Here is a 25,985-nt window from a genome sequence, read left to right on the forward strand (position 1 = left end):
ATTACTCCTCGTACACAATTGGTAACTTTTACTATTCTTCTCATTCTTAGCCTCTTTTAAAGGTATGGAGTGCTTGATATCTATAATATCATCGCCAACCACAACTTCCTTTACCAGTAGTCTTAGAATCTTCTTTTTCTCCTTTATGTCCAATTGTTTTACATTCAATCCTAACTGACTGGTAAAACTTTCCGCATCCAGCAATTGAAGCCGCTGATCCAATGCCAGTTCATGATTTTTTAGGCTCTCCAGCTCCTTATCTATCGTATTTATCCGCTTTTGTAAATCAGGCATCCTTTTTCGCAGCTGAACAATTGTAATAAGACCTTCCTGGTAGGCATCCAACAACTTATCCATCGACTGCAATAATTTGGTACGCTGCTTCACTATGATTTCCTTTTGTTTTATTACAGGACTCGCTTTTTTGGTCTCCTCTACACGTTTTTCCACTTCTCTTTGGATCAGCTTTGGTTCTTCCAGCAACGCCACTAGTTGTTGCCATACAATATTGTCCAGGTAATCCTGCCTAATTGGTTTGCAATTGCACTTACGCACTCCTTCAAAACGGTAAGCATCTGAACCAAAGCACCGATAATAGTATATCTTCTTTTTTGCTGATGTGGTTGTATGCGTCCTGTATAAAGAATAACCACATTCGCTGCACACCATCATTCCCTGAAGCAATGTTTCCACTTTTGTGTTCCGCTGGGAATGAAGCTTATTATTCTTTAGTCTTTCCTGCGCAATATCAAACGTCTCCTGGCTGATTATCGCAGGGACAGCTATCTCAATCCATTCTTCCCTCGGTTTCTCTCTGTTACAACCACTTTGAGCCACAAAACCTCCTTGGGCCCTCAATGGTTTGGTGATCCGCTGCCGTTCAGCATGTTCTGTTTTACCATAGCATGCCTTTCCACAGTAAGCCGGATTTCGTAACATTGCCCAGATAACGGACCGTTCCCATTTGCCTATATTCTTCCTTGTTGGTATTTTCTCCGAAGTAAATTTTCTTGCAACTGTACCTATACCACAAAAATCTTCTGTATACATCCGAAACATTTCTCTTACAACCGAAGCTTCCTGCTCATTAATTTCATAGTATGCGGATGTATCATCTGTCTTCTTGATATAATTATAGCCATACGGCGCTCCGCACAATACACTCACCACACCCGATTTTGCTTTAAATCGTTTCCCCCTGCGTGATCGCTCTTTAATAATAGCCCGTTCGTATTCGGCTATCATGCCCTGGAATTGCAACAATAAGGCTTCCTCTGGGGTATCTGCTTTCGGTGAGTTGATAAATAATACTTCTGTACCGCATGACGCAAATTCATCCATGAGTACTACCTGGTATGCATAATTACGGCTTAATCTGTCTGGACTGTATATTAATACTGCCTGTATCTGCCCCTCAGCACTTAGATCTCTTACTCTTTCAAGACCGGGGCGAACCAATATGGCTCCGCTGTACCCTTCATCTCTAAATATATATTCCTCTGGTACAAGATAGCCCTGTTCCTGGGCAAAATGCAATAATTCATCCACCTGGCTACCTATCGTCTTTTTATCCTTTTGCTGATCGGACGATACTCTCGTATAAATCGCTGCTGTTTTCATATACTGAAGTTTGTTCAGTTAATTCATCAGGATTTTGTTCACTGAAAACAACCGGCCTACCTGCCGGAACAAGGAGATGATATACCTGTGAGAGCTTTTGCTCCCACAACCGATCATAGTTAAATGATTCCTTAACTTGTCTCTCCTTCTTTGACATGCTCCTTCTTTGCTAAAAATTCTTCCAGCGCAGTATGGACCACTCTGCTGATCGACAAACCTTTGGATTCGGATAGCTTCTTTATTCGTCTGATCAGTGTCGGTGGCAATTTGACCGTAAATACTACGGAACTCTCCGGTATGGCCATCTTCTCGTTGATCTCTCTGGCTAATTGAATATAACGATATGCCTGAATTTGGGACACTCCATATTTCTTCATCAACAGCTCCACTATATGTGGCTGAGGTTTGTTCTTCTGAAGCAAAGAAAATGCCTGGTTGATGCGTTTGACCAACTCGGAATTCTGCGATCTTTCCATTTATCATAAATGTAATACTTTTTATGATATACATAAACTTAAAACTTCCCCCTTTTAATAGGTATTCTCCTTAAAAACTCAATGTTTGTGGGTGTGTACGTGGAGCTAAACTACCTCCCTGAGGAGTACCTTCCGTGGGATACACTACCTGACCGTTCTCCAGTATACCTGCCTTCAGCCATTTGTCTATCATTTTCCTTATCACACCATCTTTTATCTTCAGGTCAAGGAACTCACGCAGGCAGCCATGATTGATGCTACCAAAGTAGTTTTGCATGTCTGCGTCTATAATATAACGCATCCGGTTCATGCTCACTTCTCTGGACAGTTCTTCTACTGCCTGGTGTTGGGATTTGCCCGGCCTAAATCCATACGATTCATGATAGAATATCCCTTCATATATCGGTGTCAGTACACGCGATACAGCCGTCTGTAGCAGTTTGTCTTCCACTGTTGGAAGACCCAGCGGCCGCAGCTTCCCATCTCCTTTGGGTATAAATACCCGCCGGATATTGGGGGCACGGTATTTACCGCTCCTAAAAGCCGTCAATAACTCAGGGATTCTCTCATTTCTTTGTTTATTGTAATCGGTCCATTTTTCTGCATCTACTCCGCTTGCTCCCTTCTTATTCAGGGAATCGAAGCAGTCATGCAATAACCCGATATCAATAAAATCGTGCAGGTTGGTCAGCGCTTCTCCCCGATATTTCCTCGCCCTGGCCGCTATCTGCATCTCTACTGTTAACACTTCGTTCATGTCTCTGGTACATTTAGTGTTGCTAAGATGCTAGTTCCGTAAACAGACATCCCCCTTCCCTAATAAGTGGCTTTCATAGAGCTGATTTCCCACTCTTCTAACAGTACTATGAGGATGCTAAGACTGCCTTCGTCCTTCTCCTTACCTTCGATTTCTCTCGGCGCGGATACCTCCCGATATCGCCTTTTCTTTACGCTTGACAAGGTGGCGATATAAACCTTGTAAGCCTGGATTATTTCTGTTCGGTCAATCCACTAACAACCGACTTTCGTTTGGAGACGTTAGGCTCTCCTGTGTTCCCGTATTACCCCAGTCTGCCTTTGATATGTTCTTAGACCCCGGTCGAATCGCCCCCACTCGTCTGTAACGCAGGTTTGATGTTGCCTTAGCATTTCGAACAACTAAAGCTTCAACGTCCAGGACAGTTTCGAGGCTCAATAGCATACCGTCAGCAGTTGCTGTCTACGCTTCGTGCCAACATCTCTGATGACTACGCAAGACTCGCTTCCGGTGGTTGACTAGACCTTGTCGGACAGGATTGGTTACCTGTCGGGTAATTTCGAGGTGTTTCATCTATAATCCCCACCTCACGGACTTTGCACAGCGCAATCGAAAACGTTCCGCTACTGGGCACTAAAAATGTAAAATCCGCTCTAGTAGCGGATTTTCTGTTGTATAGCAATCCAAGACCTTGAATAAGTCACTTATAATCAATCTGGGAACGGTTCGATCCGTGATGCCAATTTTCGTCTTCATTTAGTAAAGTACTCCCAGCAATGCCCTTATCATCAGGACTTAGTTATTACAATTAACGCGATATTAACCATTGACAGACTTGGAGGTCTTAAATTTGAGCATTTATAATAATCCCCATCCATGCACATTCAATAATAGCAGCCCTAATGTCTTCCATTCTTTCTCTGAAAAATATAAGTACAGGTTATCTGCAGATTCCATCAACTTCTGTTAATCAATACGCATTTGAAAACTATGAACCGGATAGCGTTACTCGATTGAAGGTAAATTTTCAGGATACATCTGGCCTAATTTTGGCTGACTCCAATTATAATTTAAGTAATAACGTACTTGATCTTAGCCAATTTTCAAATGTGGTCTTCAACTTTCTTAAGGAGGGAACTTATTTAAGATTTGCTGATACACTAAGATCTCATTTAACAACCGGCAATAAAGTAGTATTGTTGTGGACAGTATCCGATGACGTACGTTGGCAAACGCTTAACTCGATTGAGCAATCTGACTGGGAGGAGCTGATTTATGCATCCTACAAAATATCTTTTGAACAAAAGAAACAAGTCATTTATTTAATCAGATACGCACTCAAAGATCACCTTGAACATGATATTTTAGATGCCATCGTCGACAAAGCAAACTACCTTTATCGTCTAGAGGAGGAATATAGATATTGGTTCAGGTTACTAGAGGCACTGAAAATAAAAAGAGATTAAGAGTATTTAAGGTGTAGGCATCCCATTTTTGCAGATGGTACGCAAGTGCTTGCCGATAATGGCCTAATATCTTTTTTGGTATATGCAATAAGCGCAAAAATATTTTATAGAACATATTCGTCGCCGCATGAGATAATGTATCACGTAATCGTGAGTACCAGAATTCAGAACTACAATTAGTTTTAATCAGCCAAACCTCTTACCTCAGACGAGTGGATTCAATACTATAACTGTAGTTGGAGACATACGAGTAAATAATGCTTCGGACGAACTCCTTTATAAACATTTGAAAAACAGCACCTCCAGCAAAATAAAAGCAATTAGATGACCGCCAGCCAGCCGCCTAAAATATTACCCGAATGTCAAATCAAATCGCAGCTATTACACCTTGTTCCATTCTAGATCCAACAAACAAAAGCTGCCCGATAGCATACTAAAACATCTTATATATCATTGCGTCCCACATAATATTCATATAATAAATAATAATCTTTAAAGCTAACGTGCGGAAAATTTGTCTTGTAAATAGCAGTTATTTATATTTGATACTTAACGAGTTATTCTATTCCCGTATATGAACAATCAACCTAATTTTTCGATTGCTCCAGAAGCCATACTCGCTGACAAATTTCTAATGTGCATTCCTAGAGCTAAAAGTGTAACTGAAACTGACTTAAAACTAATTATTAACAACCAAAGTGATAAAGATCTCTTTGACAACTATCAATCAATCGCTTTGAAAATACTCATTGATGAAGGATATGTAACAGAGGCTCGTGGCGTTGGAATTAGCAATAGTAGTTCTAAATACAGCTTAACACAAAAAGGCCGAGAGTTAAAAGATGCAGGCGGATATGTGTTATCCTTAAAAAGGAAAAACGAAAAAGATACGCATTCTAATAAAGTAACAAAGGCAGAAGGAAAAAAAAAGATCTTCGATAATAAGGTGAAAATCTTTCTACTTTTACTTGCTGCAATAACTCCAATCATTGGTGTATTAAGCTTTTGGAAAAATTCTACATCCAAGTCAGATACTCCTGCCCCAACACAGGGATCCTCTGCTAATGATACAACCCCAAAAAACAACCGGCAAATCGGGATATCTACTGAGCTACCTGAAGTAATACCTTCAAAAAACAATTCGACTCTAACACAAGTAGAAAAAAGCGCTGCAAAACCAATAGTGCCTTCGAATGAAACCAAACCGCTGCCCGAAAATCAGACCAACTCCTCTACGACTAATATATCTATTGCTAAACAACCTATCCAAATTACAACATCCGATAATATTGAATTTAAGCTTACAAAGGCAGAAGGTAATTCAAAGGCACAGACAATCAAATTAACTATTTTGCTAACAACAAGCGCTGCCAATTGGTATATCATGTCAGCTGTTAGATCTATAATCGATCCTGAAGGCAATGAATATACGTTGAAGTCTTTCACTAACGGAGCTTCAAACTATTCAAGATCAATTGATTTAAATACAGGTGTACCTATAAAATGTACTTATACATTTGGTGGTGTTTTACCAGATGTAAAAAGAATAAAGCTATTTAGCTACAGTTACACACATTCATGGGGGGAGCCGTTTGCTGTTGAATTTCGTGACATTCCAGTAGATTGGGACTAGGAAAAATTAACACTCTCTTTTTGATTCTCTTAGCCTGTTTCGGGCAAAGCAGATTCTTACCTCTCGCCCCCACAGATAAGGTTAAACGGTGATATAACCCTTATAAGCCTGGATTATTCTTTTTCGGTAAATCCCATATAAACCGACTTTCTTATAAATCTCCAATTGACGGACTTTGCATAGCGAAATCTAAAACATTTCGATACCAGCCCTTGTCTGATGATCTGAAAATGCCGTCAGGATGAGTACAAAAGAAGTTTTCACCAACCTGGATAATTGAAGTAACGGAGGTTCGCGCTCGAAGGCCATCATTACCGAGCCGCCCTATTGAATCAGTAACCGCTTGGTCCCGAAAGCCGGCATCAATGGGTTGCCAGGGTAAATATAGCCAGGTGCAGAGATAAATTCATGTTATGCTACTTTACAGAATTTTTCAGACGCGTACAGGACCTACGGCGCAGCTATGTATTGGGTAGATCGAGCTTGCTGTTCTAACAATTTAGCTTTATAAAGTAAGACTAATGATTTCGGTGTTTTCTGAGATAAATTTGTATTTTGTCGCCCTAAATCAGAATCCGGTGTGAAACCCTTAACCTTCATGCTGCGAACTAAACTTAAATATGAAAAGACGTAATCTTATTTCCCCGTTAGTCCTGCTGTCAGGTTTATTGCTTGTTATGTTCATTATATCCTGTGGTAAAGATGGCGCTGCCGGTCCAGCTGGTCCCAAAGGTGATACCGGCTCTGGCACTGTGATTTATTCCGAATGGCTGGATGTGCCGTATAAGCCGGACACCATACATACTGCAGGCGGCGGTATTGATACTGTCGGCTTCTATGCCATTATTGACGTACCTAAACTCACCCAGGCACTGTTGAGTACCGCAGATGTAAAAGTATATATCAACACTAATGATGCAAGTGATGCTGTCATTTATCCGTTGCCTTACTCTGCTGCATCCGGTTTATACATCGACATGAGGGCTTATGCGCAGAAGATTGAGTTGTATTCCAATGCAGACCTGAGTACTGCATCTGCCAATGGTAAGAAGTATCAACAATACCGGTACATGATCGTGCCTGGCAATACCCAGGCAAGAGCGGCTGCTCCGGTAAACTGGTCCGATTATGCCGAGGTAAAAGCATATCTCGGATTAAAAGATTAAAAATGACTATCGGTAATGTTCTATAATCACAGGGTATGAGAAAGCTGGTTTATATCATCGCGCACTAATCTGCAACATGATCCATTAACTTGCTAATAATAAATACTACTTGGTTCGAAAACATTCCACTGCCGGGCACTAAAGCAAAAGGTCGGAGATATCTCCGACCTTTTGCTTTTTTATAGTCGTCTGAGCCCGCAATGGGCCTGCTTATCAGCTCGAGGATGATGTTCGGTTCTGTGGTTCGAAATTTATTATCTGAAAAAATCAGCTTTTCTGCGAAGATCGAACCAATGATTTGTTTTTTACCGATTGGGGAGGCTGAAATGTAGCGAGTAGCAATGTTCTTCATGATTTCGCCGCCTTGGGAAAGGTATTCCTGGTAGTTGTCGTTGGTGGACAATAATTTGGTTTTCTTCTTTTCCAGGTTTTCTATCTTCTTGGTCAGGTCTGCCTTAATCTCTTTAAACTCTTCTGCGGTAAATTCATCGTCCAGGCGCAAAGAACGGGCGTTTTGTATTCTTATGTATAGCTTGTCTATTTCAGCCTGTGTTTCTTTAAGCTCCTGCTCCTTCCCTTGGTTGTCCTTCTTTAATGAACTACTGATAAGCTGGCAATAGTAGTCGATGATTGGTGCATTGATCGCTATCTGGCCTAATTGCACTCGCACGCTGTGCTGTCTTTTACAAAAATTCATGACAAGTTTTGAGAATTTCACGTGATAATCTTTCCTACAAGAAATAAGGGATTCCATACATCATGCTTATTATCTTTCCCATCGACATACTTCTTTATAAATCTATCACTTACTTAAAATTTTTCTAGTTACAAATTCATTAAAGAAGTAATCCCGGTAAATATTACCGATCGGAATTTCATTCTCCCTTATGTAAACTGTGTTGTTATCTACAGAATCTATGTTGTTTACATTAATGATGTAAGATTTGCTGACCCTAACAAAAAAACTTTTTGGAAGCAATTCATGAATAGTTTTAATATTCATAAGCGTGATCACTTTTTGATTCCCTAAGTAAATGATCACATAATCTTTTAAGCCTTCAATATAAAGTATATCGCTGAAATGTACTTTGAATATTCTGCGTCCTGATCTTACAAAAATATAATCAGTGGTTATGTTTTCTATATTACTGCTGGTATGACCAGTACGGAATAATTTACAATACGTGTTCGCTTTTTCGACCGCCTTTTGAAAGCGCTCCAGTTTTACAGGTTTGATCAAGTAGTCAATAGCATCGACGTCATAGCTCTCAGCAGCAAATTCGTGATAAGCTGTGGTAAACACCACTAAGGTGTTTTTGGGAATGGTTCTGGCAAATTCGATCCCATTCACTCCCGGCATTTGAATGTCCAGAAACACCAGGTCTACGGCATTTGTTGCCAGAAAAGCTTTAGTAGCTTCTGCTCCGTTAAATGATGCGATAACTTCCAGATTTTCTGTCTGATGAACCAGTTTTTGGATCGCCTTTCTTGCTAATGGCTCATCATCTACTATTATGCAGTTCATTTTATAGTTTTAAAGTTAAGGTGACGCAGTACGTTTCCGAATTGTCTTCTATCATCAAATCATGTGAAGAAGGGAACAGCAGTTCTAATCGTCGTTTAATATTGGCCAGACCTAATCCTCCGGATTTATTTACTGCTTTCAACGCTGGTTTCGAGTTTACGCATTTGAAAAAAAGCTCATCATGGCATACATCAAAATACAAATTCAAGTAGGATAATTTCGCAGAGTCGTTATTATGCTTTACAGCATTTTCGACAAATGAAATAAATAATAAGGGAGGAACCTGAACACCGCTCAATTCGCCTTCCTTTGATATTAAAAAATTGAAATTATCCCGTCTGACCTTTTCCAGGTTCAGAAAGTCTTCTAAGAAATGGATCTCTGAAGTCAGTAGAACCTTTTCTCTAGAGCTGTCATAAAGCTGATAACGAAGGAGGTCACTTAGTTTCACCAAAACCTGAGAAGCTTTTTTAGGATCATCTTCGATTAACACGTTAGCATTATTAAGCATGTTAAAAAGAAAGTGTGGATTGATTTGATTCTTGAGCTGTTCCAGTTCACCATTGGCATTTGCCAGTTCCAGATCATGGATCAGTCGCGCATCAGATATCCACCGCTGAAAAAACTTAACTGCGGCTGATGCTACAATAAGCACTAATGTCATAAAGGAAAAGGTAAAAAAGTTAATGTTATCATCCTCGTTAGGCAACAGATCTCGTTCAAACGAATCAGCAAAAACTTCGTGAACGTAATACGAAAGGATCATGCCTGAAAGCAAGAAGAGGCCATAGCTCAGGTATTTGTTTCTAAACAGGAATTTAGGAACGAAAAAATACATATTACCGTAGGCTAACAGAATTATCTCGAAAAAAATAACCAGTCGATTGTAGGTCTCGAAAGGTTCAACATAGTCTGCCGGACTATAATACAAAACCAAAATGCAAAAGGCGATCAGCAACAGATGCCGTTGAAACCGGTATTTTTCTGAAATAACTAACTGAAGCATCCAATTGGCATCCATCGTTTTTTTGTGTAAAGGTTTATACATAAGGCTAAATTTAGGGCAAATCAAGTGATACAGCAGAAATAAAAAAACTTACTATACGAAAGCCCATTAATAATATACCAAAATAAGGTTTACAGGTGCTATACTGCTTTTAGGGGTTGAATAATGGCTTACAGCCCATCATCCCTTGCGTGTGGATATACCGGGCCGGCAGTTTCCCTGACCTTTAGACTTGCTGCAACACGACCTAAAGTATTCTATTACGATGGAGGACCTTCTGTATCGCTTCTTTGCTGAAATCTCAAGTCGAATTTATTTTACTATATGTAAAAGCTGCTTTTCTATATAAAGAAATACATTTCGTATATATAAAAATTGCGGGTTCTGTAAAAATATAGTTTAGCTGAAAATATAGCATTTAATTCTAAACTTTTATAAATGAAAAGCAGAATCCTATCCTTGCTGGTATTCCTTTTTGCCTCGGTATTCCATGCCTATTCGCAGGAAAAAGTCACCCTCAGCGGCACGATCACTAACAAGTCCAATACCGAAACACTCATTGGCGTAAGCATTTACATTCCGGAAGCGAAAGTAGGTATTACGACCAATTCCTACGGATTTTATTCCACAACATTGCCTAAAGGAACTTACACCATTATCATAAGCCATGTGGGTTATGATCGCCTGGAGGAAAGTGTCACGCTGACCGAAAACACAAAACGGAACTTCGGGATGACGGAAAACAGTAAGACGCTGGATGAAGTTTTAATTAAAACCAATACGCCGCAAGCGAACATCCGCAAACCTGAAATGAGTACCAATAAACTATCGATCGCCACGATCAAAAAGATGCCGGCCGTTTTGGGTGAGGTAGATGTCCTGAAATCGATCTTACAGCTTCCCGGGGTAACCAATGCCCAGGAAGGTGCGACGGGATTTAACGTAAGAGGAGGATCTGTTGATGGAAACCTGGTATTGCTTGATGAAGCCGTTGTTTATAATACCTCGCATCTATTCGGTTTCTTTTCTGTCTTCAACGCTGATGTGATCAAAGACCTGAAACTATACAAGGGCGGTATACCCGCTAATTTCGGAGGACGTATATCATCGGTACTGGATATTTATCAAAAAGAAGGAAACAACCAGGAGTTCCATGTTAACGGCGGGATCGGATTAGTTTCCAGCCGATTGCTTGTTGAGGGTCCTATCGCTAAGGGTAAAAGCTCTTTCGTGGTCGCGGGAAGAGGATCGTATGCCCATCTTTTTTTAAAAATGGCCAATGAACCCAATTCAGCCTATTTCTACGATCTGAACACCAAGTTCAATTACAAATTCAATGATAAGAACAACGTATTTGTTTCAGGATACTTTGGCACTGACAACCTGAATTTCAATAACAGTTTTATCAACACCTATGGTAACAGACTTTTCAATCTCAGATGGAACCATATATTCTCCAATAAGATATTCTCCAATGCATCTGCAATTTACAGTGACTATGACTACCAGATCAAGATCAAGACAATCGGTATGGACTGGAAAGCAGATGTAAAAAATTACAATTTCAAATATGATTTCAAACATTATGTTTCGAATAACCTCACTTTAAACTACGGTATTAACTCAATTTATTACGATTTCAATCCCGGAACGATCAAGCCGTATGGAGTGAGTTCAGCAATCAATCCGGACCAGTTAGCCAAAAAGTACGCTTATGAAAATGCAGCATATATCAGTGCCGACCAACGCCTCGGCGATAAATTATCCGTGAATTATGGACTCCGCTACAGCAACTTTCAAAGAGTAGGCGCGCAGGAAGTCTACACCTATGCCAATGATCAGCCGGTCATCTACAATAAGGATTTTCATATTTATGAAGAGGCTGATCCAACCGGAGCGATCAACTATAAGAAAAATAAAAAAATAGCCAGCTTCGGCAACCTGGAACCAAGGGTCGCCATTGCCTACTCGCTAAACAATGATAATTCTATAAAGGCGAGCTACAATAGAATGAGCCAGTATGTTCATTTGATCTCCAATACCGCATCTGCAAGCCCGCTTGATATATGGGCCCCTTCTGACAAATACCTCAAACCAGAAATTCTGGACCAGGTAGCACTGGGTTACTTCCACAATTTCAAAGACGACAAGTATTCTCTGGAAGCTGAAACATTCTATAAAAAAATAAAGAATAAGGCAGATTATATCGACGGCGCAGATCTGTTAGGGATCGATGCTATAGAAAGAGTGCTTTTGAATGGCGAAGCAAGGGCTTATGGCCTGGAACTGATGTTGAAAAAAAATACAGGTAAGCTGACCGGCTGGGTTTCCTATACACTTTCTAAAGCGCAACAAAGAACACCGGGCAGAAATGCAGATGAGCCGGGGATCAACAACGGAGAATGGTACAGGGCGAATTATGACAAATTGCATAATCTATCTGTTACAGGCGCTTATTCAGTAAGTCCGAAATGGTCTCTGGGAGCTATTCTCACTTTCCAAACCGGAAAAGCAGCGACATTCCCCAATGGAAAATATCTATACCAGAGTGTTACTGTTGCGAGTTACGGCGCAAGAAATGAGAATTCTTTATCTGCTTACCACCGTTTAGATGTCTCTGCGACCTACACACCTAAACCCAACAAGAAAAAAGGGTGGCAGGGAGAGTGGAATTTCAGCATCTACAATCTTTACAACAGGAACAACGCGGCATCCTACTCTTTCAGACAGAACGAAGAAACAGGTAGAAACGAGACAAGAAGAATATCCATTTTCGGCATTGTTCCAAGCGTAGCCTACAACGTGAAACTTTAAAACAACTATCCAACTTTAAAAACGATACACCATGAAAGTACTTAAAATAATGCTCGTACCATTTGTAGCATTGCTTGTAACAGGATGCGAGAAGGTTATTACTGCGGATCTTAAAACAGCAGCGCCAAGACTGGTTGTGGATGCCTCTATTGACTGGGTGAAAAATACCGCCGGCAATGAACAGAAGATCGTATTGTCGACAACAACTGGTTATTACAGTTCCGAATTCCCGAGTGTTTCGGGAGCAGTGATTACGGTAACCAACGCGACAAATACTGTTTTTAACTTTGTAGAAACGCCCGGAACAGGGCAATACATTTGCAGCAATTTTGTTCCTGTTATCGGCCAGATCTATAACTTAAAGATCGTTTTGAACGGAGAAACCTACACCGCCTCAGAAACCTTTACCCCAGTTTCTAAGATCGAGGATAACATTTATCAGAATAACAAGGGAGGCGAGGCCGGTGATGAGATCGAGATAACATTTTACTATCAGGATGATGCCAATCAGAAGAATTCTTATCTGAACAGCATTACCCAGCCTCATTCAGTGTTTCCCGAACTGGAAGTTGAAGACGATGAACACACCAACGGTAATTTAAATCAGGAATCGTATTCCCATGAAAAATTAAAGACTGGGGACCGGGTAGACATTAAACTGTACGGGATTTCGAAAAACTATTACAACTACATGTTCAAACTGATAGTGGCTTCGGGTAATGATGGTAATCCTTTCCCTACTATACCAAGTGCCGTTCGCGGAAATATCGTCAATCAGACCAATAGCAAAAATTACGCTTTTGGATACTTCAGGCTGGCAGAAGTAGCTACTAAAAGCTATACGATCAAATAACCAAGTTTAGTGAGCGAAGTAAAGGTCACAGATCTTCTGCCTGATCGAAACTTCGTTCACTCAATAATTAGAACAGGTTCAGCAATATCATAATGCTTAGCGACACAGTATGCTGTGTGCAATTGGGTAAAAAATGAGTAAGATAATAATTGCCCTTTCCCTATTCTTTTCCGTCTTAAGGGTTAATGGACAGAACGCTTCAATTGACTCAACAGATCACAAAGGCGACATCCGATTCAAATACAGATCGCTCATCATTCCAACTGTTTTGATCGGATATGGCGTTGTTGGCCTTGCAAGCCCTGCTTTGAAAGATGTTAATAACAGTATAGTCATTCCCTTCGGGACACACTGCTACCGCTTTTTTGGGAGCTGAATTTTTATATCAGGAATATAAAGATGTATCGGTTTGGTACGGTATCACGGGCTATGTGGTCGCTACAGGCACAGGGGTTTTAAGAATGACCAATGAAAAGCATTGGCTTACCGATGTTGCCACAGGTGCAGGGATCGGGATCTTAAGTACCAAAATCGCTTATTGGGTACATCCATTTTTTAAGAAAACTTTTTTTAAAGACAAAGATGACTTAAATGGTATGGTTATGCCATTTTATAATGGAAGGGAATATGGGTTGGGATTATCAATGACATTCTGATATTAGCAACTATTGGAAGTATGGGCAAAGATCATCCGCTATTTTATTGTAATGCCCTTAGCGATTACTTTGATGTCGCGGGTAGAGAGTATAATGTAACTGTAGACTCCCCCTAAGTTCGGCGGTTGTAGTTAGAGTATTAATAAATGTCATAGATCAACAGTTCGATTTTCATTATGATCGATACCAGCTAGTTTGAAATTGATCTGCTACTGGGCACTTAGGGATCAGGGATTCTTTCTACCATTACATTCCTATAGCCACTAATTATCAATGAGCCCTTGTAACACGGCGCTTATGTTTCGTGATAGCTTCATGCATTTTGCTCCCCAGCTCTGTCATAGCCATCAAAACAGGGATAACCGTCTGACCGATCTCGCTTAGTTCATATTCAACACGTGGCGGCTTCTCGTTATAACTATGCCGGATGATCAATCCATCCTCTTCTAACTCCTTCAGTTGTTCGGTCAATATCTTACGTGATATATCCGGAATCTGTACCGCTAGCTTTCCAAACCGAACGGCTCCATTTAAAAGCCGCCCCAGGATAATGGGTTTCCACTTCCCACCAATATAGGTCATCGTATGAACGATCGGGCAGGTGGATGTATGTGCTTTGAATTTCTTCATTGGTTACATGAACGTTACCACTTTTCGGCTTTTAGTTACATAAACGTTACTGCCAATTAGTGTTGTGAGAATAATCACAAGCAACAGTTTTAGTTACTTTATGAAACTAAAGTAGATCTATTTTTTTGGAAACGAACATTACGTAATTAAAAAACATCAGGCATGAAAAGTAAACAAACAACTAATGGAGTATTACAAGGTAAAATCGCCCTGGTGACAGGGGGAACAAAGGGAATCGGTAAAGCTATTGTTAAAAGACTAGGGCAGGCAGGTGCAACTGTTATTGTCACTGCCCGAAATCAACCAGATGATCAGAATGCTACATATACCTTCATTGCTGCAGACTTATCACAGGCAGAAGAGGTAAATAAAATAGCCAGCATCATTAATGAGCAATTCGGGCACATAGACATACTGATCAATAACATGGGAGCAAACACATATCCGGGTGGAGGATTTAGTACCTTGACTGACGAACACTGGAGCCAGGCCCTGCAGGTCAACCTGCTTTCCTCCGTTCGCCTGGATAGGGCATTACTACCTAAAATGCTGGAGCAAAAAAGCGGTGTGATCATTCACATATCTTCTACCAGTAGTCAGTTTCCCCTCTGGGAATCCACGATGGCTTATAGCGCCGCAAAATCAGCATTGAACACGTATAGTAAAGCATTAGCTACAGAGGTAGCCGATAAAGGCGTAAGAGTAGTAACCGTATCTCCTGGTTTAAATAAAACGGAAGCTATGACCGCGTTTTTGGAAGATTATGCAAAACAGGCAAGTATTACGGTAGAGGAAATGAAGGAAAAGCTTTTCGAAAGAGTTGGCGGCGTACCATTACGAAGAATGGCCGCTCCGGAAGAAACGGCCGAACTGATTTACTTCCTTGTCTCACCCGCCGCTTCCTATATCACCGGCGCGAATCTCGTCATTGATGGAGGAAATTTTCCGGTAGTTAACTAAATACATAAGAGATCCCTGCTCAGGAATCTACTACCCGCTCAAAAAATGACGAAGAGACGGTGTCTCAAAAGTAATTGAGGCACCTTCTAAAATTGTCGGAGCGCTAAAATAATAAATACAGCGGCTAAGAAATGATATTGACTATAGAAGGAGGTGAAGATTAACCCAATAATGTACCGTTAGTGGGCACAAAAATGGTAAACGCCGGAGATTGTATCTCCGGCATTTTTGTTTTATAGATGATTTGGCATTAATAAGACCAAAGCTATGCTGCAACAATTACTTTATAAATTAATCCGGATTACTTCAATAATCTTGAATCGAAAAATTAACCTACGTGAAGATAGCTATAATAGGTGCTCATAAGTTACTATCGCAGCTGTGAACGAAAAATTTATGTTCCGTAACACTATCAGTACAGATACAAACCATTGCTTGCTTCAGATTTATCTCGGCGTCATTTCTCTTGCAAATGCATTTTCTATATGAAGTTTAGAAATCCAAATTTTAGAATTATTAGGATTTACTTCAACTGATGCCAGTGTCCCGCCACACCTGATGTCCTTTCCAATTATATCTGATGGGTTAATTGCGTCTCCATATTTGAAATATTCAAAACAGAGGATGCTTGTCTTTTTATTATTGGCTGTTATTGTCATGCCTTGCAATTGTCCGTCCACCATAACAAATTTTAAGGAACTAGATAACCAAAACTCATTTCAAAGAAAAAAGGATCGATCCGAATAAGTCGGGCCTGTACAAAAAAAGTTTTTGAATACTAAGGGACTTTATCGAATACTGTCTTCCAGGAACGCTCGCCGCCCCATGAGGTTGATTTTGCATTGGCCTGAACAGAAATAGACTTGCCATCATTGCTCAACTTCCAAACCTCTGTTACGTAAACAAATGCTTGTTTCTGAACATTTATATTGAAAGGAGTGACAACCATCAGGTGTACAATTGAGTTAACAGTCATAGTTTGTCCATCAGCTGACAACTTTACGGTAAACTTCTTTCCTCTTTCCCGGTCATGATTAATGCGGCTTTCTTTACCATCGAAGGTCAGTTTCTCCTGGCTTGTAGCCGACGCTGCCCCAGGAGACGGGTTTGGTATTTCTATGGTTAGAAAATCTGCCTGCTCTGCTATTTTCATTGTTTTTGAGCGCATACGATCACCCTCTTCATATACGCAAACAATATTTCCGCCCATACTTATCGACTCTTTGGATTTCCATTCGCCAGAAAAGTTAGTGCGATGAGTATCATTTTTTTGTTGAGCCTGTACGGCAAAATAAATTACTCCTATTAACAGAATAATCAAGCAGGACAAAACAGTTCTTTTATTTTTCATTTGTTTATTTTTTTGCTTTTTAATGGTGACGTGTATTTCATCCAGCGAAGTTACTTTGATACCCTTTAGAGAGTAGAATCTGGATTGTAAATAAAAATGTAACCTTTGTAAATAAATCGTAAAATGGTATGTTTTATAGCCGAAATCTGCTTTCCGGGAAACGCAAATACCTGTGCTGATTGATACTACTTGTATTTATCTGTTAATGTACTGAACTGTGCCAATGCCAGCGTAGCTTATGGATATGCCATATCAAAAAATAAGAAAGATGATATTGTAGCCTGTATAGGAAGAAGGCAACCAAAAGCATGTTACATGACTAACATTAAATTTAAACCACGCGGTATAACTACAGCAGATTAACTAAGAGCGTCTTACATCAGCTCATAGGATTCTCATTCTTAACATACTAATAATCAATATCAACTGGTTCGAAAAGGTTCCACTACTGGGCACAAAAGCGGAAAGGTCGGAGTATTCTCCGGCCTTTTGCTTTTTAGGATGGTCAAGGTCTGCTCGGGGCCTGCTTATCAACTCAAGGATTACAGGATCAAGGGATCAAGTTGAAAACTTGGGGGATTCTAATTAGGCATACGGTTTAACAAGCCTAAAGAGAAAGAAGTTAACGTCTCTGACGCCTCTCATAGCATTTCTAAAGGATTTTACTTTCGCATTAAACGATTCTGCTGCGGCATTTGTAGCTCGGTTTATAAAGAAGTTTAAGATGCCTTGATAGTGAGTTTGTACTGTCCTGTACGCCGTTTTAAAGGATTGTATACCAGAAGCATCTACCTCATTGTACCATAGCGCCAGCCTTTTAAAGGCCTGTTCCTTGCAGGTACAGATCCTGAACACATCTCCTAGTCCCAACGACAGTTGATAAGTTTTGTATAACAGGATACCTGGTAAATAATAGCTCCGCCCTTTGTCTCGACGAGGAAGAGAGATGGTGAATTCCGCCATCGATGGTTTCTGTCCCAATGGTGATATATTCTGTAATTGCCTCAACTATAGGGCGTTCTTGAGAGAAAAGCATGCTCGACTAAACTCTGTATAAACTTTTGCTCCCTTAAAGACATGGTCGGCTGAGGTAAGTTGTATACGCCTCAGATCGATCTCTGCCTTTAGCTCCGGTAATCACCTGTCAAGTGATGCACTTGATTAACAAGATTACATAGGGAGCATTATCCTTATCTATCAAAAATACTACTTCACAAATCAAGTTGATTAGGAGTTTTGGTTACGCCCTCAATCGGAAAGCTTTATCCTTCCTTGACTAGATTATCCAATGTTTTTTCTTTTCCAGGCTGCTATATCAATTAACAAAGGGCACAGGCTTTTTCCAAAATCAGTGAGCGCATACTCTACCCGGGGAGGAAGCTCCTTGTACTGTTTCCTGCTGATTAAGCCATCAGCTTCAAGCTCTCTCAATTGTTCGGTTAACACCTTTTTTGAAATAGAAGGTACCCTAACCTGAATTTCGCCAAAACGTCTAGTATTTTTGGAAAGCACATATAAAATTATCAACTTCCATCGCCCTCCAAACAGAGATATCGCTGCTGTAACAGGACAGTCAGCATGGTCTAATTTATTTTCCATTAGTCACTTTTAGGTTACCACTTTTTGTTTTGTTACCAAAAGCAAGGGTAACTTTTTCAAATCAATATTTGTTTCTTTACATAACAAAACTAATTAATCTTAAAACAAAAAATATGATTTTAGTAACCGGTGCAACGGGGAATTTAGGTAAAGCCACAATTAATTCATTATTAAACAGGGGTATAGCCCCAAACGATATTACTGCATTGGTAAGAAATGAAACCAAGGCGGCAGAATTAAAATCAAAAGGACTTCAAATAAAACTTGGCGACTATCAGGATTTTGAGTCTTTAAAAAGTGCGTTCCAGGGTGTGGACAAGCTGCTGCTTATATCTTCTTCATCAGATATAGGCAAGAGGTTTGAGCAACACAAAAATGCGATCAATGCAGCCAAGGAAACTGGTGTTGGACATATTATCTATACGAGCTTTGACATGAAAAATTTACAACAAAGTATAATGGGTGAAGATGTACAATATCATGCATACACAGCTGATTATCTAAAACAAATAGCCATTCCTTATACTTTAATGGATAATACCATGTATGCTGACATGATTCCCTTATTATCTGGAAAGGATATATTAAATAATGGTATTTCCATTCCTGCCGGGGACGGCAAAACTCCCTTTTTGCCAATAACAGAAATGGCTGAAGCGATAGCTGTAGTACTGACTACTCCAGGCCATGAAAACAAAGAATATATCCTCGCTGCAGAAACCGCTTTCTCCTTCGCGGAGATTGCTGACCTGCTATCAGACATTACCGGAAAAACAATAAATTATCACCAATCGGAGGCAAGTTCATATATTGCATGGCTTATACAGACCGGTGCTTCTGAGGAAGACGCAGCGTACATTGCAAGGTTCTGTGTGGCGATTGCTAACGGAGAATTCGATACCAATAAAAGTGATGTGAAACAACTACTAGGCAGGAGTCCGGTCAGTTTAAAAGATTTTTTGCAAAACATATACAGTTAATGGGTAGAAGAGTAAATCCTATGTGGAAGTTTATACTGAAAAGTTTGGCGTAAAAGGACTAATTACAGGTAAAGAATAAGAAGAAGTAACTTAACATTTATCAGGAACAATGTAATAAAAAGTCTTTGGACAGTGGGGCATTTCGCCGGTCGGCATCTATAGCAGATCCATCCATCATGACATAGGTGCCTTTAAGTGAGGTGCCATCTGCCATTGCCCATTCTACACCACTCTCGTAAATAGCATTGTTCGGGCATTCAGTTTTGCATGCGCTGCGATCCGATACATTCATCAGTAATGATCAAATACTGACACCTTAAAATTGTAACTTTTAATAATCAATATGATTTGGTTCGAAAACATTCCAGTTCTGGGCACTAAAAACATCTGCTTTAATGTAATCCAATAAGAATCAAACTCAAGAAGTTCGATTCTTATTGGTCGACAAAAGCCAACAAATCTGGCCTTTTTTATTTCTTTATAAACTCCTTAACTGCTGCTGCGAATTCCTCATTTTTCTCATAATAAAGCATATGCCCTCCTTTAATAATCTTCACCTGCTGATGAGGAAATTTGAACAGCTTATAATGATCAGGACCGACATTATGATCCGCCGTTCCGGAGATAATTAACACTGGCACATTTACATTCTTCGTTCCCGGAGTGAAGTCCGCAAAATATTCTGGCATTCCCAACGCCTTACTGGCAAAGGCATTATTACGAGGATATGACTTATCAATAGTATCAAGTTTCTCGATAGTAGATTTATTATCCGATAACATTTTATATTCCAGTTGCGCTTCTCTCAGTTTGGTTTTAGCTGCGAAAAATGCTGGCATTATTGAATCAGCAGTTATCTGCGAACCAAGCAGCTGATTAATAAAACTTACCTGCGCATTAAGTGAATTTGGGATATGTAAGGTCACGTCCAATAATATCAAACCTCTTAAATGCGCCCCATACTTCTCCGCATATTTATAAGCAAGCACACCTCCAAACGAATGTGCTAAAAGATAAATCTTATCTGACCCAGAAAAAGAGCGAATATTCTCAATATCCTCTACCATCCTGTCAATATTATAATTATTGGCGGAAGCGGAGCGACCAGATCCTCGCTGGTCATAATAATACATGGTCAGTTGTTTTTCCAATACATTCCCGCCCATTGCTTCAAAAGACAAGCTCCAGGCACCTGGACCACCATGGACAAATATGCAGGGAGTGCCCTTGCCGGCAACTTTAAGATAAAGTGCTACACTATCTGATGTAAGGATCGTACTATCATTTAAACAATGTTGTTTTGCAATGACCTTGACGCTGAAGATTATTGCAATAATAGATAAAATAAATTTCATAAGTAATGGTTTAAGTGGGTGCAAAAATAAAGGTACACCGAAAAGTTGTCGATAAAAAGCATAATACAATCCTACACAATAAGCACTAATGTAAGAATGATTCAACAGTTAGAATCACCGTACATCAACCTAACGTTTTAATAATCAGTGCCAATTGGTTCGATTCTTTACCACTATTGACCAAACAAGCAAAACCCGCTCTTAGAGCAGGTTTTGCTTGTTTGGTCAATTCTACTTAGTGCATAACTATCTCTTATTCAGCCTATAACTAATTCGATTCCTTAAGTAGCAGATCTCGTTGTTTCCCCCTAAAACACCTGGCAATCATTTTACACCATATTATTTGTATTTGCGAAAAAATATGCGTCTATTTAAATGAATATCAAAATCACTTCATGAAGTACCATTTATTAATTTTTAACTCAAACAATTCTATGAGGCCATTTTTCTGCTCTGTTATTTTCTTATTAATGTCTGTTTGTGTCAATGCGCAGGAAAATAGCCCCTTTACTACAGGATTCGAGGAAACGATTCCTTCAAAGATCTTTGGACAGGAACGTAAAGTTTGGATACATATTCCTAATAGCAACGGGGGAAATAAAATTAAAGACAGAGGACATTATCCTGTGATTTATTTATTGGATGGAAGTGAAAATTTCAACACCGTTGTAAGTATTACCGAGCATATGACAGAATCAAGCCTTTGTCCGCCGATGATTGTGGTTGGAATCCTGCAGTCAAACAGAGTAAGCGAATTAACAACTGGTACCGATGAAGAATTACCTGGAGTTGTTGGCAGTGGTGAAAAGTTCATGTCTTTCATCGAAAAAGAACTTATTCCATATATCGATGCGACTTATCCAACCACGACTTATAAAACATTTATTGGTCATTCCCTTGGAGGCTTGACCGTCATAAACACGTTCCTGCATCAACCGAATTTATTTAATTCTTATGTTTCTCTTGAGGGATCTTTTTGGTGGGATAATCAAAAAATTGTGAAAGAAGCAAAAGCGATTTTACCTACTCAAAATTATAAAGGAAAAACATTGTTTATCGCCATAGCCAATCGTATGGAAAGAGGAGTAGACACGCTGAGTGTTCAAAAAGATACAAGCAATTCTACGGAACTTATTCGTACCAATTTAGAATTTATTAAAGATCTTTCTAAAAATAAAAAGAATCTATTGCGTTTCAAATACAAGTATTACGAAGATGACAATCATCCTTCCGTGAGATTAATCGGAGAATATGATGCGCTTCGATTTATTTTTGATTTCTATAAGCTTAAAATTTACGAGAGCGAATTAAAAGATCCTAACTTTAAATTAGATTCAATACTGGTCGCACATTACAAGAAAGTTTCTGATCAATTGGGATATGTTGTTAGCCCAGGTGAAAGTCAGGTTAATAATCTTGGATACCAAATGTTGGGCACTAAGCAATTTGCAAAGGCGGAAACTTTATTTAAGCTCAATATAGCCAATAACCCTAACAGTGGCAATTGCTACGATTCACTTGGTGATTTGTACGTTGAAACCGGCAATAAAACGAAAGCTATCGAGAATTTCAGAAAAGCTTTAACGCTGAAAGAAATTCCCGAAACCAAAGATAAATTGGAGAAGTTGTTGAATGAGAAGGAAAAGTGATTTAATAAAAAAAACAATTAAAAGTTGAGCTTAAAAAACACGCTCTGCAACTTATTAATAATCAACAACATTTGGTTCGATAATCTACCAGTTCTGGGCACGAAAAACAGAAAACCCGCTCTACGAGCAGGTTTTCTGTTTTTGTATATTACAGTCGTTTTATAAGTCGTTTATAATCAGATCCAATAGGTTCGATCCAGATTTGTCTTCACTTTTCCATCCACTATATAAAATACCGGGCTTTCATTCGACTATTACGTGAAATAACTCAAGCATCTATGTCATCCTTTAAGGTGAGCATTCCATAATCAATTAGCTTATAACCGCTAAAGGAGGCCTTCAATTTCGCATCTAGATCTTTTATCATGGAATATTGTCCAAACTGAGACACAGGCTCTCTGAGGTTAAAGAAATACATAGGGTTATCCCATGTTGCATATTCACGATTTATTTACTCAGCAACCACCTTTGTGAGGGGCACGTTTATAAATTATTTTACTATCTCGTTCTACATAGTCGCCCGATACTATTGGATATGAATACTTGGGGGCGTACGATACACTATGGCTTCTTATAATTATTTTGTCGTTAACTTTCAGGCTATGCAATTGCTGAAATTCATTAGACTTTTCAAGGAACCGGAAACTGGTACCAAAACAATTTAAGCCGCTAACCTAAAATGGAGTGAAACTCATATTTTAGGTAAAAAAATAAGCCATTGGCGACAGGTCCCGGGAATAGTTTGTAAGCCAGTTTTAAAGAACCGGAAAATACCCTATTATTGTTGGGTAAAATGAATACCTGCCATTGTTGTTAATGCACATCTGTATCAACGAAATACTAAAGTTTGATAACCAAATCTGTAATAAACATGAAAAGGCTGATCCTTGCCATCGCAGCTTTCTGTATGGCCCATATGACAGGGCATACACAAGCGATTGTTAACCATGCGCCTGAGGGTTTTGATATCTTGCGCAGTAATATTGTTCACGGAAAAATTGATACTATCAGGTACACGTCCAAAACAGTGGGTACCACGCGTAGAGCCTTAGTTTATACGCCCCCCGGTTATTCTAAAAAAGGTAAATATCCTGTGTTGTATCTACTACATGGCATTGGTGGTGATGAGAAGGAGTGGCTTAACGGTGGTAGTCCACAGGTGATCCTGGATAACCTGTATGCCGATGGTAAACTGGCGCCAATGATCGTTGTTATGCCAAATGGAAGAGCTATGAAGGATGACCGTGCTATCGGCAACATTATGGCCCCTGATAAAATTCAGGCCTTCGCTACTTTTGAACAGGACTTGCTACAAGACCTTATTCCTTTTGTTGAAAAGCAATTCCCGGTGTTTACTGACAAGGAGAACCGTGCCATTGCAGGTTTATCCATGGGAGGAGGCCAATCGCTTAACTTCGGCCTGGGACATCTTGATCGGTTTGCCTGGGTGGGCGGTTTTTCTTCAGCGCCTAATACCCGAATCCCTGAATTGCTGCTTCCTGATCCGGAAATTGCGAAAAAGCAGCTGAAGCTACTTTGGATTTCATGCGGCGATAATGATAACCTGATCAGCTTTAGTAAACGTACACACGACTACCTGTATGAAAACAAGGTACCACATGTTTATTATATAGAGCCGGGTGTGCATGACTTCAAAGTCTGGAAAAACGGCCTATATATGTTTTCCCAGTTTCTCTTTAAGCCCGTTGATCCGTCTTCGTTTATGCAATATACCGTACTTGGTTCGCCTGCGACTACTAATATACGCAATGCCAGATTCCCACAGGTATTGCCGGACAACCGCGTGGTGTTTCGTTTGAAAGCGCCACAGGCGCAGCGGGTGCAGATTGATCTCGGTAAAAAATATGATCTGGCAAAGGATACCGGAGGTTATTGGGTGGGTACTACTGATTCTATCGCAGAAGGCTTCCATTATTATTCCCTATTGATAGACGGTGTAGCCGTTGCCGATCCTGCCAGCGAGACTTTTTATGGAATGGGCCGTATGGCTGCTGGTATTGAGATCCCTTTTGCTGGTGGCGCGTATTATGCTACGAAAGATGTGCCTCACGGTGATGTACGCATCAAGCGCTACTTCTCCCCGGTCACCAATTCCTGGCGTCGTTGTTTCGTATACACACCTCCAGGGTATGACAGTGCTACAGATCAGCGATATCCGGTACTATATCTGTTGCATGGCGGGGGCGAGGACGAACGAGGATGGAGTGCACAGGGCAAGACAGACCTGATCCTCGACAACCTCATTGCTGCAAAACAAGCTAAACCTATGCTGGTGGTGATGATGGATGGCAATATATCTACAGGAAGCTTTAATGAGCAGTCGTTGCGGACTTTTGAAAACGAGTTAATGCGCGTTGTTGTTCCCTTCACTGAAAAAAATTATCGTACCGTACCGAATGCGGAACATAGAGCGCTGGCCGGCCTGTCCATGGGTGGCATACAAACCCTTTACGCAGGTATTAATAACACTGATCAATTTGCTTATCTGGGCGTGTTCAGTTCGGGTTGGTTTGGCGGCAAGCAACCGGCGGCAGAACAGCAATACGCTTTTATGAAACAAGCAGCCAGTAAGATCAATAGTAACCTAAAGCAATTCTGGATCTCTATTGGCGGCAAAGAAGACATCGCCTATAACAACTGCCAGAATATGCTGGCAAAGTTTGATGAAATGCAGATCAAATACAAATACAGCGAATATCCTGGCGGCCATACTTGGCCGGTATGGCGTAACAATCTCTACAAGTTTGCCCAACTGTTATTCAAATAATGATATTTCAAAGCGAATGGGAAAATTACATCAGCTTAAATAAGCTATATAACCTGCAGATAATAAATATCAATTGGTTCGTAAACTTACCCCTACTGGGCACAAAAATAGCAAACCCGCTCTCGTAGCGGGTTTGCTATTTTTGCATCTTTCACTTTTCACTATAACTCTTTCATAATCAGCATTAAGCGGGTTCGATTCCCGACTTGTTGATATTTTCTACGGGTTGACAATAAACTAAATCATAGATAACAGATATTCTTAAATCATACTTCTTCTGTCATTGAAGAAGACACGCTGGCTGGATAAATAAAGCGTGATCAGTCATTGCGTTTGCAAGTGCAGTATAGTTGAAACAATTTCGTTAAATGCATTAAACCAACCGATACCTTTTTGATCAGCGTATTGCTGTACTTGCCCAGGCCATCCCGGATTGCTCTTGGTTATTCGATGTTCGGTTTTAAGCCATTCAGATACTTGTTCACTGATGTTGACTTCTCCTCCCGACCCAGTTTCAAACCCCGTGATAAATGCAACTACTTGTTCTTTCTCTAACTGATAAACATACATTAAGGGTCTTTTAAGAAAGTGAATTATAATCTCCTTGTGTTCAGATTTCATTGAACTATAACTTATATTGTTTCTTATGTGATTATTCTTCATCCTCATAGCACTGGCATCTTTGTCCGTCCTGTTATATC

23 protein-coding genes and 1 pseudogene are annotated in these 25,985 nt (G+C 39.9%); 10 read left to right on the forward strand and 14 right to left on the reverse strand.

Annotated elements, in window-relative coordinates; all coding sequences use genetic code 11:
• The 3 genes from F3I09_RS07655 to F3I09_RS07665 form a co-directional block, all read right to left on the reverse strand.
• A partial coding sequence (locus F3I09_RS07655; RefSeq protein WP_149693839.1) for a recombinase family protein occupies positions 1-1,620 on the reverse strand: 1,620 nt, incomplete at its 3' end.
• 131 nt (positions 1,621-1,751) lie between these two features.
• On the reverse strand, positions 1,752-2,096 hold the full coding sequence (locus F3I09_RS34355; protein ID WP_223233128.1) for a ribbon-helix-helix domain-containing protein: 345 nt from the start codon (positions 2,094-2,096) through the stop codon (positions 1,752-1,754).
• A gap of 70 nt (positions 2,097-2,166) precedes the next feature.
• Positions 2,167-2,853: a reverse transcriptase domain-containing protein gene (locus tag F3I09_RS07665; RefSeq protein ID WP_149694459.1), complete on the reverse strand. Its 687-nt coding sequence runs from the start codon at positions 2,851-2,853 to the stop codon at positions 2,167-2,169.
• A gap of 902 nt (positions 2,854-3,755) precedes the next feature.
• Between F3I09_RS07665 and F3I09_RS07670 the strand changes: the two genes are divergently transcribed.
• From F3I09_RS07670 to F3I09_RS07680, 3 genes are all read left to right on the forward strand, one after another.
• The gene (locus F3I09_RS07670) at positions 3,756-4,319 is read left to right on the forward strand and encodes a hypothetical protein (protein WP_149694460.1); all 564 of its coding nucleotides are present in this window, start codon (positions 3,756-3,758) and stop codon (positions 4,317-4,319) included.
• Between the two features lie 574 nt (positions 4,320-4,893).
• Complete coding sequence (locus F3I09_RS07675) at positions 4,894-5,952, forward strand: hypothetical protein (protein ID WP_149694461.1); 1,059 nt, start codon at positions 4,894-4,896, stop codon at positions 5,950-5,952.
• A gap of 620 nt (positions 5,953-6,572) precedes the next feature.
• Positions 6,573-7,118 carry a hypothetical protein gene (locus tag F3I09_RS07680; RefSeq protein ID WP_149694462.1) on the forward strand — a complete coding sequence of 182 codons (546 nt, stop codon included), beginning with the start codon at positions 6,573-6,575 and terminating at the stop codon, positions 7,116-7,118.
• Positions 7,119-7,182: 64 nt separating this feature from the next.
• Here the strand turns inward: F3I09_RS07680 and F3I09_RS07685 are convergent, their stop codons facing one another.
• Genes F3I09_RS07685 through F3I09_RS07695 form a run of 3 tightly spaced genes read right to left on the reverse strand, consistent with a single transcriptional unit; the run spans position 7,183 to position 9,691 of the window.
• Positions 7,183-7,872, reverse strand: coding sequence for a hypothetical protein (locus F3I09_RS07685; protein ID WP_223233167.1), 690 nt, complete (start codon positions 7,870-7,872; stop codon positions 7,183-7,185).
• A 48-nt stretch (positions 7,873-7,920) separates the two neighbouring features.
• A complete protein-coding gene (locus F3I09_RS07690) occupies positions 7,921-8,643 on the reverse strand; it encodes a LytTR family DNA-binding domain-containing protein (RefSeq protein WP_149694463.1) in 723 nt (240 codons plus the stop codon).
• A gap of 1 nt (position 8,644) precedes the next feature.
• The gene (locus F3I09_RS07695; protein WP_149694464.1) at positions 8,645-9,691 is read right to left on the reverse strand and encodes a sensor histidine kinase; all 1,047 of its coding nucleotides are present in this window, start codon (positions 9,689-9,691) and stop codon (positions 8,645-8,647) included.
• A 396-nt stretch (positions 9,692-10,087) separates the two neighbouring features.
• Between F3I09_RS07695 and F3I09_RS07700 the strand changes: the two genes are divergently transcribed.
• From F3I09_RS07700 to F3I09_RS34360, 3 genes and pseudogenes are all read left to right on the forward strand, one after another.
• On the forward strand, positions 10,088-12,463 hold the full coding sequence (locus F3I09_RS07700) for a TonB-dependent receptor (RefSeq protein WP_149694465.1): 2,376 nt from the start codon (positions 10,088-10,090) through the stop codon (positions 12,461-12,463).
• 31 nt (positions 12,464-12,494) lie between these two features.
• On the forward strand, positions 12,495-13,316 hold the full coding sequence (locus F3I09_RS07705; protein WP_149694466.1) for a DUF4249 domain-containing protein: 822 nt from the start codon (positions 12,495-12,497) through the stop codon (positions 13,314-13,316).
• A gap of 344 nt (positions 13,317-13,660) precedes the next feature.
• Positions 13,661-13,972: pseudogene (locus tag F3I09_RS34360) on the forward strand (phosphatase PAP2 family protein); the annotation flags it as partial.
• 270 nt (positions 13,973-14,242) lie between these two features.
• Here the strand turns inward: F3I09_RS34360 and F3I09_RS07715 are convergent.
• A complete protein-coding gene (locus tag F3I09_RS07715) occupies positions 14,243-14,602 on the reverse strand; it encodes a helix-turn-helix domain-containing protein (protein WP_149694467.1) in 360 nt (119 codons plus the stop codon).
• Between the two features lie 162 nt (positions 14,603-14,764).
• Here F3I09_RS07715 and F3I09_RS07720 point away from each other — a divergent pair, with 162 nt between their 5' ends.
• Positions 14,765-15,562: an SDR family oxidoreductase gene (locus F3I09_RS07720; protein ID WP_149694468.1), complete on the forward strand. Its 798-nt coding sequence runs from the start codon at positions 14,765-14,767 to the stop codon at positions 15,560-15,562.
• A 446-nt stretch (positions 15,563-16,008) separates the two neighbouring features.
• Here F3I09_RS07720 and F3I09_RS07725 read toward each other — a convergent pair whose 3' ends face one another.
• The 4 genes from F3I09_RS07725 to F3I09_RS07745 all read right to left on the reverse strand — a co-directional run bounded on the left by F3I09_RS07725 (position 16,009) and on the right by F3I09_RS07745 (position 18,512).
• The gene (locus tag F3I09_RS07725; protein ID WP_149694469.1) at positions 16,009-16,221 is read right to left on the reverse strand and encodes a hypothetical protein; all 213 of its coding nucleotides are present in this window, start codon (positions 16,219-16,221) and stop codon (positions 16,009-16,011) included.
• Between the two features lie 119 nt (positions 16,222-16,340).
• Positions 16,341-16,913: a hypothetical protein gene (locus tag F3I09_RS07730; RefSeq protein ID WP_188133724.1), complete on the reverse strand. Its 573-nt coding sequence runs from the start codon at positions 16,911-16,913 to the stop codon at positions 16,341-16,343.
• 585 nt (positions 16,914-17,498) lie between these two features.
• On the reverse strand, positions 17,499-17,876 hold the full coding sequence (locus F3I09_RS34720) for a transposase (RefSeq protein WP_223233196.1): 378 nt from the start codon (positions 17,874-17,876) through the stop codon (positions 17,499-17,501).
• A 318-nt stretch (positions 17,877-18,194) separates the two neighbouring features.
• On the reverse strand, positions 18,195-18,512 hold the full coding sequence (locus F3I09_RS07745; protein ID WP_149694471.1) for a helix-turn-helix domain-containing protein: 318 nt from the start codon (positions 18,510-18,512) through the stop codon (positions 18,195-18,197).
• 113 nt (positions 18,513-18,625) lie between these two features.
• Here F3I09_RS07745 and F3I09_RS07750 point away from each other — a divergent pair, with 113 nt between their 5' ends.
• The gene (locus F3I09_RS07750) at positions 18,626-19,492 is read left to right on the forward strand and encodes an SDR family oxidoreductase (RefSeq protein WP_149694472.1); all 867 of its coding nucleotides are present in this window, start codon (positions 18,626-18,628) and stop codon (positions 19,490-19,492) included.
• A 100-nt stretch (positions 19,493-19,592) separates the two neighbouring features.
• On the opposite strand, the gene F3I09_RS07755 is transcribed toward F3I09_RS07750, so the two are convergent.
• Together F3I09_RS07755 and F3I09_RS07760 are read right to left on the reverse strand one after the other, a co-directional pair.
• On the reverse strand, positions 19,593-19,784 hold the full coding sequence (locus F3I09_RS07755) for a hypothetical protein (protein ID WP_188133725.1): 192 nt from the start codon (positions 19,782-19,784) through the stop codon (positions 19,593-19,595).
• Between the two features lie 178 nt (positions 19,785-19,962).
• Positions 19,963-20,847, reverse strand: a complete 885-nt coding sequence (locus F3I09_RS07760) for an alpha/beta fold hydrolase (RefSeq protein ID WP_149694473.1) — start codon at positions 20,845-20,847, stop codon at positions 19,963-19,965.
• Between the two features lie 395 nt (positions 20,848-21,242).
• Here F3I09_RS07760 and F3I09_RS07765 point away from each other — a divergent pair, with 395 nt between their 5' ends.
• Positions 21,243-22,496, forward strand: coding sequence for an alpha/beta hydrolase-fold protein (locus F3I09_RS07765; protein WP_149694474.1), 1,254 nt, complete (start codon positions 21,243-21,245; stop codon positions 22,494-22,496).
• Positions 22,497-23,367: 871 nt separating this feature from the next.
• Complete coding sequence (locus F3I09_RS07770) at positions 23,368-25,284, forward strand: alpha/beta hydrolase-fold protein (RefSeq protein ID WP_149694475.1); 1,917 nt, start codon at positions 23,368-23,370, stop codon at positions 25,282-25,284.
• 324 nt (positions 25,285-25,608) lie between these two features.
• Here the strand turns inward: F3I09_RS07770 and F3I09_RS07775 are convergent, their stop codons facing one another.
• Positions 25,609-25,905 carry a hypothetical protein gene (locus F3I09_RS07775; RefSeq protein WP_149694476.1) on the reverse strand — a complete coding sequence of 99 codons (297 nt, stop codon included), beginning with the start codon at positions 25,903-25,905 and terminating at the stop codon, positions 25,609-25,611.
• Positions 25,906-25,985 lie beyond the last annotated feature (80 nt).

This window comes from Chitinophaga sp. CF418, assembly GCF_900142925.1.
Taxonomy (GTDB): Bacteria; Bacteroidota; Bacteroidia; order Chitinophagales; family Chitinophagaceae; genus Chitinophaga.